Origin of the sequence: Alcanivorax sediminis (assembly GCF_009601165.1) — a bacterium.
Taxonomy (GTDB): Bacteria; Pseudomonadota; Gammaproteobacteria; order Pseudomonadales; family Alcanivoracaceae; genus Alcanivorax; species Alcanivorax sediminis.
In genome coordinates this window covers 105,688-121,759 of sequence record NZ_WIRE01000001.1, presented here as the reverse complement: position 1 = coordinate 121,759, position 16,072 = coordinate 105,688, and the positions used below count along the sequence as shown (strand labels likewise).

The window sequence follows — 16,072 nt, the reverse complement described above, 5'->3', positions numbered from 1 at the left end:
CGAATAAATTGTGAGTAGTGAATCAATGAGCTATGCCCTGGACAATTTGCGTCTGCTGATCGCCCATGACTCTCAGGATGAGGCCGAGCAGCTGATGAATGCACTGCGTAATGCAGGCAGGGCGACCCGGGCTCACCTGGCGCTGGGAGAGGAAGACCTGTTACGAGCCCTCAAGGGTGGTTCCTGGGAGCTGATGTTGTGTCGCCCCCAGTTTGGTGATGGCACTTTTGAAAAAGCCATGGCTCACCTGAACCGGCTGGGCAAGGCCATCCCGGTTATCCTGCTGGAAGATGACTTCTCCTCCGCCACCGTCAAGAAAGGTATGCAACAGGGGGCCCGCGCCGTGGCGCCAGCGGGTGACCGTGAGCTGATTTCCATGATGGTGGACCGCCTGACTGAGTACCTGCGGCTGCGCAAGGAGTTACAGCACTCCGAGATCGTTCGTCATGATGCCGAAAAGCGCCTCTCGCTGTTGATGGATCAAAGCCGTGACGCCATCGCCTATGTGCTGGATGGCATGCATATCCACGCCAATGACAACTATGTGGAAATGTTCGGCTATGAAAGTGCCGATGATCTGGCCGGCGTGCCGATCATGGATATGGTGTCTGCGTCGGATCACGACAAGCTCAAGCAACTGCTGCGCAGCCGTGCCCAGGATGAAAACCAGACCCAGGAACTGGAATGCAAAGGCGTCAACACGGATGGCAGCGAGTTCGACGCGACCTTTACCTTTTCTCCCAGTACCTATGATGGCGAAGCCTGCACCCAGATTGTGATCCGTGCTGCGGGTGTCGATCAGAGTGAGATTGAGGCGCGAATTCGCGAAATCAGCGACAAGGATCAGGTGACAGGGCTGTTCAGTCGTAACTGGTTCATGAACCAGCTCGATGATGCGGTCGCAGCAGCGGCGCGTGAAAGCCAGTTGTCTGCGGTGCTTTACCTGCGTCTGGATGACTTTGAGCACCATCAGTCCGCACTGGGGCTTGATGGTGCCGATGAATTGTTGCGCGCCGTAGCAGACTGGTTGACCAGCAAGGCAGGCAAGGCCTCCCTGGCCCGTGTGGACGGAGAGGACTTTGCACTGATGTTGCCGGTGGAGGATACCGAAGCAGCCGGAGTGCTGGCGGACAAGTTGCGCAAGGGTATCGAGGGCCTGATGCCGGAAGTGTCGGCGCGCACCGTGCAGGTGACCGCCAGTGTGGGTGTGGCCTTTATCCGTGAGGATGCCCGCAACAGTCAGGATTCCCTGACCACGGCGCTGAAGTGTTGTAACCAGGCCCAGCGAGGCAATGACGGCAAGGGCAACAGCATCAAGGTTCATGATCCCATGGATGATGTGGCTGCAGGCTCTTCCGAGGCCATTGCCATGCAGGTGCGTCAGGCGCTGGAGCAAGGCAGCTTCAAGTTGCACTACCAGCCGCTGATGAACCTGGAAGATGAAAGTGATCACCTGTTCGAAGTGTTTGTCAGTCTGCCCCAGAAAGAAGGGGATGTGCTGGAAGCGAAGGACTTTATTCCGGTGGCTGCCGAAGAAGGCATGGGCGGCAAGATCGATCGCTGGGTGGTGCTGAACGGCATGCGTGCTGCCGCCGCTCTGGGGCAGCCGGTGAAAATGCTGTTCAACATCAATGGCAGCTCGCTGGTGGATCAAGGCCTGGCAGACTGGATGCTCAAGGCCATGAAGGCCGCCAAGATGGAAGGCCGCAATGTGATCTTCCAGTTCTCTGAGGGGGATGCCACCACCTACCTCAAGCAGGCGGCGCTGTTTGCCCAGAAAGTGCAGGCGGCGGGCTGCAAGGTGTCCATCAGTCGCTTTGGCGGTGGCCTGGATCCTTTCAAGCTGTTCCACCATATCTCTGCCAACATGGTGAAGTTCGAAGGCTCGTTCACTCAGGATCTGGCCAAGCCGGAAGGGCGTGACCGTCTTGCGGAAATCATCAAGGAAGTCAGCGAAGGTGGTCGCCAGACGGTGGTTGGCTTCGTGGAATCTGCAGCCCAGATGCAAGCGTTGTGGTCTCTGGGGGGCGTGAATTATTTGCAGGGGTTCTACTTGCAGGCGCCCATGGAGTCTCTGCAGATTCCTGAAACAGCGTAAAGGCAGTGAATAGTGAATAATTAATAGTTGCGCGAGCAAGGTTTGGCTCGCTTTGAAACGCAAGAGGCCGCGCCCATCACTTGGGCGCGGCCTCTTGCATTCAGAACACGAAAAACAAAACCGCGAACTATTAATTGCTCTTGAGCAGCTCTGCCTGATCCTTGTCCCGTACCCCGATCAGATACAGGATGCCATCCAGTCCCAGGGTGGAGATGGCCTGTTCGGCGTTTTGTTTGACCAGGGGCTTTGCGCGGAAGGCGATACCGAGACCGGCCTCGCCGAGCATGGGCAGGTCGTTGGCACCGTCGCCCACCGCAATGGTCTGCTCCAGGCTGATACCTTCCTGGGCGGCGATTTCCTTGAGCAGGTCGGCCTTGCGCTGGCCATTGACGATCTGTCCGACGACCCGGCCGGTGACCTTGCCGTCTTCGATTTCGAGCTCGTTGGCATGAACATAGTCGATGCCCAGTAGATCTTGCAGCCAATGGCCGAACCAGGTGAACCCCCCGGACAGGATGGCGGTACGATAGCCCAGTGCCCTCAGCGTGCTGACCAGGCGCTGTGCCCCTTCCGTCAGCTGGATGCGCTCGCGGACCCGTTCCAGTGCACCCTCATCCAGGCCCTTGAGCAGGGCCACCCGGGCAGAAAAGCTCTCATTGAAATCCAGCTCGCCGCGCATGGCGCGCTCGGTGATTTCTGATACCTGCTCGCCCACTCCGGCTTCCACCGCCAGCTCGTCGATGACTTCGGAGCGGATCAGGGTGGAGTCCATATCGAAGACCACCAGGCGACGATTCCGGCGGAAGGCGCTGTCCCGCTGGAAGGCAATGTCCATGTTCTGGTCGTTGGCGATGGTCAGGAAGGCGGCACGCATGGCTTCCGCATCATGGGGTTCGCCGCGCACGGAAATTTCAATGCAGGCCCGGCTGTCATTGTTGGTGGTCTCGCCTTCCAGGTGCACCCGGCCAGACAGGCGGGTGATGCTGTCGATATTGAGGCCGTTTTCAGCCACGGTGGCCGTTACGTCGGCCAGCTGGTGTGCGGTGATCTTGCGTGCCAGCAAGGTGATGATATGACGATCCTTGCCCTGGCCGGCCACCCACTCTTCGTAGCGGTCTTCATCAATGGGGCGGAAGCGCACATTGATATTCAGTTTGTGGGCCTCGAACAGCACATCCTTGAGCACAGCAGAGGAGTCCGCGTCCTGCGGGGTTTCCACCAGAATGCCCAGCGACAGGGTGTCGTGAATCACGGCTTGGCCGATATCGAGAATATTCAGGCGGTAGCGGGCCAGAATCCGGGTAAAGGCCGCGGTCAGGCCGGGGCGGTCATTGCCGGAAACCTGAATCAGGATGATCTCACGCACGCAGGGGCTCCAGGAGAGAAGGCAAACGAACGGAAGCGCAGTGCTCCCCGTAAAAACCGCGTAAGAGTAGCAGATATTGTGGAACTGAAGAACGCTGGAGGGCTGACGCAGCATTCCTGAGTCGCTGACATGAACAACTGGGGAGCTTGCCTGCAAGCGATCCGAGCGACAGCGAGGTTGGAGGGGCGAGTGACGAGTACCGAGTTTCGAAGATCAAAACACTCCCAAAGCTTGCGGTTTTCAGGTTTTCGTTACTCGTCACTCGCTTCTGGAATCCTTGGCTCGCTTAGGCTCGGATCGCTCGCATGCATACCCTGACGAGCACAGAGAGCTCCCACAGCGGGCTCTAACGAGTGTTTTGCATCAGGTATCAGGCATGTCGTTACAGTCAAGGCATCCGATCCCAGTCGCGGTATACTCCCGGCCAGAGAATGAAATCGAACGGATAACCTCCTATGTCCCTGTGGGAACAATGGCGTCCATGGATTGGCCGTCAGCAGACCCTGTTGCGTGAATTGATTCTGATGCTGCTGGCTATGCTGGTGGTGGGTATCTATTTCCTTGAGCACTATTCCGCCAGCCTTGAGCAGGAGCGGGAGGTACAGCTCAAGGCCCTTGCCGAGCAGACTGCCCGCCGTGCGGCCGAGGCGCTGGCCAGTGAAGATTCCATCAGTATCAACCTGATCGGTCGTGAAACCGTCGCGCTGGGTCCGGTGGCGGGGGTGCGTTTTCTCAACCCTGAGGAAGTCCAGGTCGGGCTCACAGGGGTGAATGATTCGGACCTGCTGGTGACCGTACCGGTGGCGTTGCCCGATGGCGAGCTGGCGGGCACCCTGACTCTGCTGGGTGATCAGAGCGAGGCGCCGCGTCAGCAGATCGAAGCGGGTTTTGTGCTGGCGGTGCTGTGTGTACTGCTGCTGAGGCTGGCGTTTACCCTGGTGCGTGAGCGGCTGGCACCCCCGGCTCCGGCTCCGGCAGAAACCGTAACGGTGCCCTTTGAGCCGGTGCCGAACGTTGCCCCGGTGGCCCCGCTGGTGACGGAAGTGCTGCCTGCTGCCCCCATTGATCCCGAGCGTATCCAGGCGCAGTTGCGGCTGAGCATTGTCAACTTCGATGCCATCCGCCAACGCTATACCGAGCAGGCGGTGGAAGAGGTGCTGACGGATTACCAGCGTATGCTGAACCGGGCGGTGGCGATTTATGGTGGCCAGGTCAGTCAGCCCATTGGTCGTCAGGCCGGGGTGGCCTTCTGTCAGTTACCGGTATCTCAGGCTGCGTTTGCGGCCTTGTGTGCGGGTTTGCTGTTCCTGCGGGTGGTGCGACTGCAGGCGCCGCTGCGTAAGCAGCAAGGCAAGGTGCCGCTGGAGTTCAAGGCCCTGATGACCATCGACAAGGATACCGATGAATCCTGGTCGTTATGTCTGGCCGGCGTGCCGGGGCGTTTGCAGGTGCCAGAATCTCAGCTGGCCAGCACCGAGCTGGATGTGAAGGCGCTTTACCAACCGGATCGGGCCCAGGTGGCCGTGGCAGGGGATCACAAGGTGCGCCTGCAGCCCGTCGAGCAACTGGCGCACCGTTATCAGGCATTGCTGCGGACTCAGGCGGAAACGCTGGTATCGGAAGACGAGGGTGGCTCCGGTCCGAGCAGGTAGCGATTCATGGCTGCAGCGATGGCTTTGGGCAGATCCGGGATACCGGTGTTGCCGAACAGGCGATTGAACTCGAGAATGTAGGGATGGCCATCGACCACGGCCACGTCAAAGCCAGCATGGTTGATATCCAGATAGCGCGCCAGCCCGGAGACCAGTGACAGCGCGTTGTCCGGCACGGGCAAATCAGTCCTTACCCGGCCGCCCTGGCTCACATTGTTGAGAAAGCCGGAGCCTTCTCGCCAGTAGCTGGCGACAATCTCATCCCCGACCACCACCACGCGAAGGTCGCGCACGATCGGCAGCAGCTTCTGCACATACAGCACGCTTTCCCGCTCGGCATAGTCCATCAGCTGCTGTCGGTTCTCAATCAGATACACCCCCATGCCCTGGCTGGACTTCACCGACTTGGCTACAAACGGGAAATTCCACAGGTCCAGGATCTGACTGATGCCGTAGCTATCCGACGAGGTGATCAGGGTTTCCGGCACATGCTCGGGACAGGCGGTCTGCAGGGCGCGGGTCATTTCCACCTTGTCATGACCAAGGTGGTAGCTGCTCAGGCTTGGAAAAATGCGCTTCTTCAGCACGTAGTGCAGGCTGTTGATCTGCCAGTAGGCCGGGAACAATAACCAGTCTGCCCCCGCCAGTTCCTCGCGGTGCTGATTCATGTGTTCCGGCTTGATATAGCGTACGCCGGGGGTCCCCAGGGTGCGAAAAGGATCGAAGGTGATCAGCTTCAAGGGTGTAATCTCAGAATAGGTTCGCTTTTTTAATCGGCTTTGACTGAGCGGTCAATAGGCGGATGGCGTGATTGGCTATTGGCAGGGGGGCAGCGGACCGCTAGCCTTGCCCGATTACAAAATTACGGGAGAGCTGTCGTGACAATGCCGACACTGGAAAGTGGCCTGATTCTGGTCAAGAACACCGAATCGGTGATGGAAATTACCCTGAACCGTCCGGACAAACTGAATGCCTTGACCGCTGCCATGTACTGGGATCTGGTCAAGCTGCTGAAAGCGGCCGAGCAGAGCGAAGACATCCGCGTGGTGTTGTTCACCGGTGAAGGCAAATCCTTCAGTGCCGGTAATGACCTGGTGGACTTCCTCAATGCGAAGCCGGGTGAGCCACCGGCTGCAGCGGCGTTCATCGATGCCGTTCACGATTTTCCGAAAGTGATGGTCGGTGCGGTGCAGGGTAATGCGGTGGGCGTGGGAACCACCATGCTGCTGCACATGGATCTGGTGGTGGCTTCCGAAGATGCCAAGTTCCTGACCCCCTTTGCTGATCTAGGTGCTGTGCCGGAAGCGGGTTCGGCCAAGCTGATGCCTGCCTGGATGGGCTATCAGCGTGCTGCTCGAATGCTGCTGCTGTGTGAACCGTTCACGGCGGCTCAGGCACTGGAAGCCGGTCTCATCGCCGACGTGGTCAAGCGCGAAGAGCTGGAAGCCACCGCCCGCCGCTGGGCCGTGACGCTGGCGAAGAAGCCACCCCGCGCTCTTCGCGAGAGCAAGCGCCTGATGCGCGAAGCCATCAACAAGCCGCTGCACGAAGTGGTGAAGGAAGACCTGGCGTTGTTCGGTGAGTTACTGCAGGGCGACGAAGCCAAGGCCGTGATTGCTGCCATGGTGAACAAGAGCAAAGGCTAAAAACAGTAACGAGTTTCGAGTGGCGAAGATCAGAAACTGTAATCGGATTTTCTGAAACAGTGTTTTGCCCTTCGCAACTCGTTACTCGCTTCTCGCTGCTAGCTAAAGAATTCCTGCATCCAGCCCCGCCGCCAGATACATCCCCAACTCCTCAACTTGCCCCTCAAACGCTTCCTGCCAGTCCCCCCGCAATACCAGAGGATCCTGTACCCAGTTCCAGCGCAGGCCGGTGATGATCGTTTCGATGGCGCGTCGGGTACCAGTGCCGTCGTGCCCGGCACGGATGTAGACGGCGCAGGGCAGGCCCTGCTTTTCTTCCAGCACCGGGTAATAGCTGCGGTCGAAGAAGTCTTTCAAGGCGCCGCTCATATAACCGAGATTCTCGGTGGTGCCGAGTAGAATGGCATCGCAGGCCATGACATCGTCAGGCCCAGCCTCCAGCGGCGCCTTGACGGTCACACTCACCGCTTCAATGTCTTCATGCCCGGCGCCGCGGGCGGCCGCCTCGCGCAGGCGCAGGGTGTTGGGAGAGGGGGCGTGGGCGACGATCAGCAGTTTTTTCATGGTCTGAATTTTCAACGCGGTCGATGCGGTCAGCATAGCAGCCAGAGGCGGGAGAGCTGTAGGAGAGCCGCTGGCGGCGCGATCAACAAGCGACGAGTAACGAGAAGCGAGTTTCGAAAATCAAATCCTGAAGACGGTATTGCTCGAAGGTTTTCGCAACTCGAAACTCGTCACTCGCTCCTCACGCCTCCACATAATTCAACGGCAGTGCCGCCGTATCCACCACCCGCCGCATCACAAAGCTGGAGTGCACCCCGCTGACGCCTTCAATGCGGGTGATCCGGTTGAGCAGAAAATGCTGATAGGCATCGATATCCGGCACGACCACCTTGAGCAGGTAATCGGCATCCTGGCCGGTAACCAGGTAGCACTGCTGCACCTCCGGAAAGCTGGCCACCTTTTCTTCAAAATTGGCGAAGCGCTCCGGGGTGTGGCGGTCCATGCTGATCTGGATCATCACGGTCAGGTCGAGCCCCAGTTTGCGGGCATCCAGCACGGTTTCCCGTTTGATGATGATGCCGGCCGCTTCCAGCTTCTGCACCCGGCGAGAGCAGGGCGAGGGGGAGAGGCCCACGGCATCGGCCAGTTGCTGGTTGGTCAGCCCGCCATTCCCTTGCAGGGCCTCAAGAATACGAAGGTCGGTGCGATCCAGTTTTGCCAGTTCTGTGCGTGCCATGATGTTTTATCTCGTATTTTGGCTTCTTGGGGCAATAATATTGCCCATAAAGCCGTTATTAGGTGGAAAAAGCAAGCACATTGCGCGGTCCGAGCCGTAAAGTATCTCTCGTAGGGCGACGACGCAGACAGCCACAAGCTGGACGCCTCTCCTTGCCGCTACCAGCGCCTACCGGCGCCCTGATCGAAACCCAAGATCACATTGAACGCCAGACGCTAGACGCCAAATGCCAGACGCGTAACCCGCTCGGCTTTCTAGCGTCAGGCGTCCAGCATCGAGCGTCCAGCGAGGAACCATCCATGAGTTTTGATCACCGCAAGTACCAGCCCTTTCCCGTTATCGACAAGCCGAACCGTCGTTGGCCCAGCCAGCGTATCGAGAAAGCCCCGCTGTGGGCGGCGGTGGACCTGCGCGATGGCAATCAGGCGCTGATCAAGCCCATGTCCGTGGCCCAGAAACGCCGCTTTTTCCAGATGTTGGTGGAGCTGGGTTTCAAGGAAATTGAAGTGGGTTTCCCTTCCGCCAGCCAGATCGATTTCGACTTCTGCCGTGCCTTGATTGAAGAGAACCTGGTGCCGGATGACGTGCACATTCAGGTGCTGACTCAGGCGCGGGAAGATTTGATTGCGCGTACCTTTGAATCCTTGAAGGGGGCAAAGAACGCCATCGTACACATCTACAATGCCACCTCTCCCACCTTCCGTGAGCAGGTGTTCAATGTGGACAAGGACGGCTGCAAGACCATTGCCGTGCGCGCGGCCGAATGGGTGCGTGATTTCGCGGCACAACAGCCGGAAACCCACTGGAGTTTCCAGTACTCCCCGGAAACCTTCAGTGCCACCGAGACCGATTTCGCCATTGAAGTGATCGATGCGGTGAATGCGGTGTGGCGCCCGGATCAGGGTCAGCGGGTGATTATCAACTTGCCCGCCACGGTGGAAGTGAGTACGCCCAATGTGTTCGCCGATCAGGTGGAGTTGGTCCACGAGAATATGCAGTACCGTGATCACGTGATCATCAGCGTACATACCCATGATGATCGTGGTTGCGGTGTGGCTGCTGCCGAAATGGCGGTGATGGCGGGGGCGGATCGTGTGGAAGGCACCTTGCTGGGCAATGGTGAGCGTACCGGCAACATGGACCTGATTACCGCCGGCATGAATTTGTACAGCCAGGGTATTGATCCGCAAATCGATTTCTCGCGCATGAAAGAAATCGTCGCTCTGGTGGAAGAGATTACCGACATCCAGACCCACCCGCGTCACCCTTACGCCGGTGATCTGGTATTCAGCGCCTTCTCCGGCAGCCACCAGGATGCTATTCGCAAGTGTCTGTCGCGTTACAACGAGGGCGATATCTGGAACGTGGCTTACTTGCCTATCGATCCGGCTGATGTGGGTCGCCGTTACGAGGAAGTGGTGCGTATCAACTCGCAATCCGGCAAAGGTGGTGTGGCCCATGTGCTGGAGCGTGACTTCGGCATCGACTTGCCGCGTTGGTTGCAGCAGGAGCTGGCCAAGGTGGTACAGAAGGATGCCGAGGCCGATGGTGGCGAGATCACCAGCGAGAGCGTGCATCGTCGCTTCAACAGCGATTACCTCAGCGTGCCGATGGGCTGGGCCTTGCGCTCTTACGACCTGAATCGCAGCAATGACCATGTGCAGGCGCAGATCAGTATTGGTGACAATGACCAGACAGTAACCTTGTTGTCTGGTCGCGGTGACGGCGCCATGTCCGCGTTGGTTGAGGCGCTCAATCGCCAGATCGGGCAGGACGTGAAAGTGGTGTCGTTCGATGAGTATTCATTGGGTGACAGTACCGAAGCCAATGCCATGGCCTGCGTGCGGGTTCAGGTGGGTGACAATGTGCAGAGTGCTGTGGCTACTGCGGCAGACACAACAGCGGCTGCACTCCAGGCCATTCTGTCTGCAGTGGGACGAGTCAAAGAAAACCGTGAGCAGTTGATCGTCAATCGCTAGGGACTGTTGTCTCTGTGGGTGCTGGGCTTCAGCTTTTGGAGCCCGAGCCTGCATGGCGGTGCGTATTGCGAGATAGCCCTTGAGAAAGGCAAAACCCTGGGCCAGACATCGGACCGGGCGTTTGATCTTTGCGTATCTTTTTTCTTCACCGAAGCTATCGCCATGCAAGCATAGCTCCTACGAGGAAAACGTCAGGGGATTCATCCAGCACTGGAGCCAAACGGCGCCTCTGTCACCGCTCACGAAACGAGCGATCACGCCCATCTCTGTAGGAGCCCATGCTTGCATGGCGATCTTGCGTGGCAAGGTGTGAGGTAGGCGTTTCGAAAGGCAACACCCCTGGCCAGTGATCCAATCTGGATTTTGACTTCGCTCGCGACACTCGCGCCCCTGGCTATCGCCATGCAAGCATGGGCTCCTACAGTAGGGGGCGTGCCCGTTCTTTTCAGCGAGAGGCGGATGAATCCCCAAGCATCAGTGTGCTGCCCGATCAGGGCTGCTTGCCGAGAAACGCGGTGAGCACCCGGCCCAGCAAATGGTGGGCGTCCTCGAAGCGCTGCTCATCGCCAAGTAGCGAATCTCTGTCTTCTACCCATTCCCCTTCAGCCAGATCGTTCGGGCAGGCGTCGCACAGGGCTGCGGCACTGTCGGCCTCCAGCTCAAGATGAAACTGTAATGCCAGCACGTGGTCGCCATAACGAAACGCCTGGTGGGAGCAGCCCTTGCTCTCCAGCAGATGCACGGCGCCCTTGGGAATGGCAAAGGTGTCGCCGTGCCAGTGCAGCACATGGGCTTGCGGGGAAAAGAGTTTGCCGATGCTGTCGTCCTTGCCGGCGGTGGTGGGGTAGACCGGAAACCAACCCACTTCCTTGTGTTCGTTGGCGGTAACGTCTGCACCCAGCACCCGGGCGATCAACTGCGCGCCCAGACACACGCCCAGCACTTTCTTGCCGGCCCCAATGCAGGCCTTGATCAGGGCTTTTTCGGCAGCCATCCAGTCATGGACATGATCATCATCGGCCCCCATGGGGCCGCCCATGACCACCAGCACGTCAATGTCTTCGGGGTCAGGAAGAGAGTCGCCCTGAAACAGCAGGGAATGGCTGATGGGCATGCCCCTGCGCCTGAACCAGGCCTCCATGGCGCCGAGTTGTTCAAACGGCACATGGGAAAGGTAGTGAATGTGCATGGAAATCCCTTCCTTACAATTATCTGGCGTCGCTATGACGCTACCGCAGCGGCAAAAACTGTGACGAGGTACGGGTCACGAGTTTCGAAAGGCAAAGCCTCCACCGGAAAGCGGTGGGCAGGGGCTCGGAACGCCAGGCCGGAGCCTCCGGGCTCCAGCCATCTGGCGCGGTTGGGATCTAGAGATAAACCGCCTGAAAGCTGGCCACCGGCTTGTCTTCACTATCGAACAGGGTCAGCAACTCGCCGTCGATACGATAGTGATCACTGCGGCCCAGCGCCTGATGGAAGGCCTGTTCGGTCTCCAGTGCCGGGCAAGCCATTTCGGTGCTTGTCAGTGACGTGAAGTTGAGGGTTTGCCCTTCCTGCTGGTAGCCACCCTGGAATCCATTGCAGCCGCCATGGCCGCGAGCCTGCGCTTCAGAAAGGGTCAGGAAAGGCGGTTTGCCGTTTTCAGGAAGGTCAACGGTTTGTTCGCCAAGATGGGTCAGCTGCCAGCGGGTGTTAGCCAGTTCTGCCGAGGGGATGGTGCAGTCTTCCAGAGAGCCCGCTGCGGAGAGACTGTAGCTTTCAACAGCAATGGCTGCCTGAGTGGCGCCTTGCGGGTCACCGGGAATCTTGCGGCGTACGCCACTGACGGTGGCAATGCGCGGCTGTTGCGGGTACGCCATGTTTTTGCGGATGTCATTCACCAGCGCCTCCCCCTGTGGGCCAGAAACCTGCAGTCGCTGGTCGCTGTTACAGAGGATGAATACCGGTGCGCTCTGCTGCCAGACCAGCGCGCCGCGCAGGGTCTCACTGTCGGTCATAACCGGATCCAGCGGCAGGGTGATGTTGTCAAAGCCATGCTCGTTGCGGTTCAGATCCGTAACGTCAGACTGATAAAAAATGCCGCCACCAGCCAGAATCTGGCTGCTGATCTGATAGGTCTGCTGGGGTTCCACGGCGGAGGCCGGGTAGTAGAGACGGAACGGATAGCGGTTATCACTGCCGTTGAGACGAATAACCCGGCGCAAGACGACATCACTCTCGCTGAGCAGGGTCACTGTCAGCACGGCCTGCTGGGGCAGTTCCGCACCGTCCGGTAGCTGTACCCGGCCGCCGAGATAGCCCACGGCATTGCTGTCACGCTGGTAATCACCAGCAAACAACAGGGAAGTGCTGTCTTGCGCTTCGTCCTGTTCAGCATCAGCGGCGGGCTCGACAGCGGGGGCATTATCCCGTGCGGTCAGTGTCAGGGTGTCGTCCTGCTGAGTGCCTTGCAGGGAGCGTTGCTCGATGCGCAGTGCATTGCTGTCCAGAAAGTGGAAGGTGAACTGGTTGTCCTGTTGTTCCCAGCTGAGGCCCTGGCGTAACGGGTCATTGGGCAGATAAAAGTCACCGTTGTTTTCCAGTACCAGCACCTGGTCATCCCTTACCCAGACCCCGCTCAGCGGGTTGTCGCTGCTCGCCTCGGTGGCGGGCGCAGAGGGGGTGGGCTCGCCGTCGCTGCAGCCGGTCAGGGCCAGAGCGGCAGAAAGGAGGATCAGGACGTACTGCTTCATTGAGGGGTTCCTTTTTCGGGCGGGGCTTGTTCGGTGTTGTCGTTGTTGTCCGGCGCGCTGTCTGGCGCACTGGAAAGGATCTGTGTGCTATCGGGCTGGGCCATGGTACTGGTGGCTTCAGCGTCCATTGCGGCGGTCTTTGTTGATTCGCCATCGCCAGGTATGGGAGGTGGGGCGCTGGCATTGGTCTCCGCAGGAATGGCGAGCGGCGGTAACGGTACATCAGTGGGGTCGGGAATGGCCACCAGTCGCATCTGCCCAAGGATCCAGTTTGCCCGTTCGGTGACGTATTCGGTGGGCCCGCGGAAGTCGTACTGGTTGGGCCTTGGCAAAATGGCGGCCAGTTGTGCGGCCTGTAGCGGGGTCAGGTCAGTGGCGCTGACGCCAAAATAGTGCCGGGAAGCCGCTTCTGCCCCATAAATCTGATGCCCCCACTGGACCATATTCAGGTACAACTCCAAAATCCGCCGTTTGCTCAGGCCGGTTTCCAGCGTCAGCGCGATGACCGCTTCCTTGCCCTTGCGCAGGTAGGAGCGGTCGCCAGAGAGGTACAGGTTCTTGGCCAGCTGCTGGGTGATGGTAGAGCCTCCGGCGACGGGTTTGCCTGCTTCCAGATTGCGTTTCAGGGCATAGCGAATCCCTGGCCAGTCGAAACCGCCATGACGGATGAACTGGGCGTCCTCGGAGATCAGGACTGCCCGTTTCAGGTAGTCACTGATCTGGTCGTAGTCACGCCATTCATGGTGTACCTGGCCCTGCTCCAGAGCCCGGGACATGTAGGCGCTGTCTGTGGGGTTGTGGTGTTGCAGCCTCAATACCTGGCCGAGATACCAGAGCGGGTAGAGGGCTGCGACCATGGCCAGCAGTACCAGCAGCTTTAGCAATCGTCGTCGAAACGTCATGGTGGGTACGGAATCACACCGAATCGCGCATACCTTTGTGAGTGGATGTGAGTGGAAGGCATTCTCCAGATTCTCACCTGAGTCCCCAATTGTCGGTGAAAGTTCCTTTTTTGTCAGTTGGCACTGGCCTACGGGTGTACACTATCTAAAGAATGCCCGGATACAACTATTCTAAAGCCATTGGATGGTCATCATGGGGATTACGCTGCTGGTAGCGATTGCTGCGGGGGCCTTGTTGCTTCTGATATGGCGTCGTCGTGCCCGAAACGCGGGGCAGCCGATCTGTGATGAAGACTGCTACCGGCTGGCCATGAATCATACCGGCGTGGGCATGGCCATGCTGTCGGCCAGCGGGGAGTGGCAAAACTGCAACCCTGCCATGTGCCGGATTTGCGAAACCCCCCAAGACATTCTCTTCCTGCGCCCTTTCACCCGACTTTTCCACCCTGACGACATCATCGCACTGACCTTGCCCCGGGAAGGAAACCGAACCAGCCTGGAAGCCCGGCTGCAGCTGGATTCCGGGTGGCACTGGATGAGGCTCACCCTGACCGGTATCGAAGGGGGTAATGGCTGTGTGCTGATGGAACTGGAATCCACCCAGGCCAGTCATGATGTCCAGGCGGAACTACTGGACAAGCAGCGCACCCTGGCCCGGGAGTCCGATCATCTGCGTGTCACTCTGGACGCCATCGCCGATGCGGTGATCGCCACCGACGAAACCGGGCGGATTACGTTTATGAACCCGGTGGCGGAGTCCCTGACTGGCTGGACGGAACAGAATGCGCTGGGTGTGCCTGTGGATGAGGTGCTTGAACTGGTGGATGACGATACCGGGGAGCGTCTGCCCAGCCCGGTTAGCGCCGCACTGGAAGGGCTACAAGTTTGCTATCTGCGCGACGGTAACCGGCTGCGCAGTCGTGATGGCAGTCTTTATGAAATTCAGGATTCCGCCTCGCCACTGCGCTCTGATGATGGCCAGTTGGTGGGAGCGGTGGTGGTGTTCCGCGATATCACCAGCCGGCGGGCCATGCAGAAGGCGCTGGATTTCCATACCACCCATGATGCGCTTACCGGACTGACCAATCGGCGTGGCTTTGAGTTGGCACTGCAGATGGCACTGAGTGAAGAAGGGCGTGAGCCCAATATTCTCTGCTTTATCAATCTGGATCGTTTCAAGGTAGTGAACGACACCGCCGGTCATGTGGCCGGGGATGCCCTGTTAAGAGAGTGTGCCAGCGTGATTGGCCACCAGATTCGTGATGACGATGTGCTGGCCCGTTTGGGAGGGGATGAGTTTGGCCTGTTGCTGCGCCATTGCCCGGTGGAGCGTGCCCGCCTGATCACCGAACGACTGATTGATGCCCTGGATACCATTCGTTTCAGCTGGGAAGAGGCAGTGTACGACATTGGCGCCAGCGTGGGTCTGGTGGAGCTGGATGACGGTATCGTCTCCGTGGAAGAAGCCATGAGCCGGGCGGATGTGGCCTGCTATACCGCCAAGCATCGTGGGCGTGGGCAGCTGGCGGTGTATACCGCTGATGACAGTGATGCTTCACGCCGACATCTGGAACTGCAGATGGCCGCCAGCCTGCGCGAATCGCTGGAAGCGGACCGCTTCGTCCTTTTCGTTCAGGAAATTCGGCCGCTGGCCGAGGGGGACCCGGGGCATTACGAAGTGTTGTTACGGCTGCGTGGCCGTGACGGGGAAATGATCAGTCCTGGCGCCTTTATCCCGGCGGCAGAGCGTTACCAGATGATGCCGCATATTGATCGCTGGGTGTTGCGCCAGCTGTTGCAGGAGCGGGGGGCGGAGCTGGCCGCCATAGGCGGGCTGAATCTGGCCATCAACCTTTCCGCGACCACTCTCGACGACCCCAGCTTTCCGGCCTACCTGGAAAGCCTGCTGGCAGAGACGCCTCTGGCGGCGGAGCGGCTGACGTTTGAAATCACTGAAACCACGGTGGTGAACCAGATGGGGTCTGTCAGTGATGTGCTGATCTGGCTACGTGAGCAGGGCTGCAAGGTGGCTCTGGATGACTTTGGCAGTGGCTTCAGCTCCTTCAACTACCTCAAGCATTTCAAGGTGGATTACCTGAAGATTGATGGCAGTTTCGTTCGCAACCTGATGCGCTCAAGCGTGGATCACACCATTGTGGAGTCCATCAATGAGGTGGCCCACCGCCTGAGTATCCAGACCGTGGCAGAGTATGTGGAAGATGCGGCCCTGATCCCGCTGTTACGAGAAACCGGGGTGGACTACGTGCAAGGCTATGCTATTGGTCGCCCCGAGCCTCTCGAAACCCTCTTCAAGCACCGCCAGTACCACGCCAACGACGCCCACCCGCCGTTGCATTGAACCGTATTTCCTTAGCTCCCCGGGTTACCCGCCGGAAGCGCAGTTATTAGCTTTTCCTATCGCCACTATAAAGACTTTCAAATTTACCAATCGTTGGC

12 protein-coding genes are annotated in these 16,072 nt (G+C 58.9%); 5 read left to right on the top strand and 7 right to left on the bottom strand.

Features of this window, described 5'->3' with window-relative positions; translation table 11 throughout:
* Positions 1–25 precede the first annotated feature (25 nt).
* Positions 26–2,098 carry an EAL domain-containing response regulator gene (locus GFN93_RS00525; RefSeq protein WP_153498504.1) on the top strand — a complete coding sequence of 691 codons (2,073 nt, stop codon included), beginning with the start codon at positions 26–28 and terminating at the stop codon, positions 2,096–2,098.
* A gap of 130 nt (positions 2,099–2,228) precedes the next feature.
* Here the strand turns inward: GFN93_RS00525 and serB are convergent, their stop codons facing one another.
* Complete coding sequence (gene serB / locus GFN93_RS00520; protein ID WP_328594066.1) at positions 2,229–3,464, bottom strand: phosphoserine phosphatase SerB; 1,236 nt, start codon at positions 3,462–3,464, stop codon at positions 2,229–2,231.
* A 455-nt stretch (positions 3,465–3,919) separates the two neighbouring features.
* Between serB and GFN93_RS00515 the strand changes: the two genes are divergently transcribed.
* Positions 3,920–5,116, top strand: coding sequence for a nucleotidyl cyclase domain-containing protein (locus tag GFN93_RS00515; RefSeq protein ID WP_153498503.1), 1,197 nt, complete (start codon positions 3,920–3,922; stop codon positions 5,114–5,116).
* Here GFN93_RS00515 and GFN93_RS00510 read toward each other — a convergent pair.
* Positions 5,062–5,856: an ATP-grasp domain-containing protein gene (locus tag GFN93_RS00510; RefSeq protein WP_153498502.1), complete on the bottom strand. Its 795-nt coding sequence runs from the start codon at positions 5,854–5,856 to the stop codon at positions 5,062–5,064. The two genes, GFN93_RS00515 and GFN93_RS00510, sit on opposite strands and share 55 nt — an antisense overlap.
* A gap of 144 nt (positions 5,857–6,000) precedes the next feature.
* Between GFN93_RS00510 and GFN93_RS00505 the strand changes: the two genes are divergently transcribed.
* On the top strand, positions 6,001–6,762 hold the full coding sequence (locus GFN93_RS00505; RefSeq protein ID WP_153501740.1) for an enoyl-CoA hydratase-related protein: 762 nt from the start codon (positions 6,001–6,003) through the stop codon (positions 6,760–6,762).
* A gap of 102 nt (positions 6,763–6,864) precedes the next feature.
* Here the strand turns inward: GFN93_RS00505 and GFN93_RS00500 are convergent, their stop codons facing one another.
* Both GFN93_RS00500 and GFN93_RS00495 read right to left on the bottom strand, forming a co-directional pair.
* Positions 6,865–7,326 carry a flavodoxin family protein gene (locus GFN93_RS00500; RefSeq protein WP_153498501.1) on the bottom strand — a complete coding sequence of 154 codons (462 nt, stop codon included), beginning with the start codon at positions 7,324–7,326 and terminating at the stop codon, positions 6,865–6,867.
* A 181-nt stretch (positions 7,327–7,507) separates the two neighbouring features.
* The gene (locus GFN93_RS00495; RefSeq protein ID WP_153498500.1) at positions 7,508–8,002 is read right to left on the bottom strand and encodes an Lrp/AsnC family transcriptional regulator; all 495 of its coding nucleotides are present in this window, start codon (positions 8,000–8,002) and stop codon (positions 7,508–7,510) included.
* A gap of 299 nt (positions 8,003–8,301) precedes the next feature.
* Between GFN93_RS00495 and GFN93_RS00490 the strand changes: the two genes are divergently transcribed.
* Positions 8,302–9,981, top strand: coding sequence for a 2-isopropylmalate synthase (locus GFN93_RS00490; RefSeq protein WP_153498499.1), 1,680 nt, complete (start codon positions 8,302–8,304; stop codon positions 9,979–9,981).
* A gap of 490 nt (positions 9,982–10,471) precedes the next feature.
* Here the strand turns inward: GFN93_RS00490 and GFN93_RS00485 are convergent, their stop codons facing one another.
* The 3 genes from GFN93_RS00485 to mtgA all read right to left on the bottom strand — a co-directional run bounded on the left by GFN93_RS00485 (position 10,472) and on the right by mtgA (position 13,615).
* Positions 10,472–11,170 carry a type 1 glutamine amidotransferase gene (locus tag GFN93_RS00485; RefSeq protein ID WP_153498498.1) on the bottom strand — a complete coding sequence of 233 codons (699 nt, stop codon included), beginning with the start codon at positions 11,168–11,170 and terminating at the stop codon, positions 10,472–10,474.
* Positions 11,171–11,348: 178 nt separating this feature from the next.
* Positions 11,349–12,713: an META domain-containing protein gene (locus GFN93_RS00480; RefSeq protein ID WP_153498497.1), complete on the bottom strand. Its 1,365-nt coding sequence runs from the start codon at positions 12,711–12,713 to the stop codon at positions 11,349–11,351.
* Complete coding sequence (gene mtgA / locus GFN93_RS00475; protein ID WP_153498496.1) at positions 12,710–13,615, bottom strand: monofunctional biosynthetic peptidoglycan transglycosylase; 906 nt, start codon at positions 13,613–13,615, stop codon at positions 12,710–12,712. The genes GFN93_RS00480 and mtgA overlap by 4 nt, the downstream gene beginning before the upstream one ends.
* 193 nt (positions 13,616–13,808) lie before the next feature.
* On the opposite strand from mtgA, the gene GFN93_RS00470 reads away from it, so the two are divergent.
* On the top strand, positions 13,809–15,974 hold the full coding sequence (locus tag GFN93_RS00470; protein ID WP_235901606.1) for an EAL domain-containing protein: 2,166 nt from the start codon (positions 13,809–13,811) through the stop codon (positions 15,972–15,974).
* The last annotated feature ends 98 nt before the right edge of the window (positions 15,975–16,072 follow it).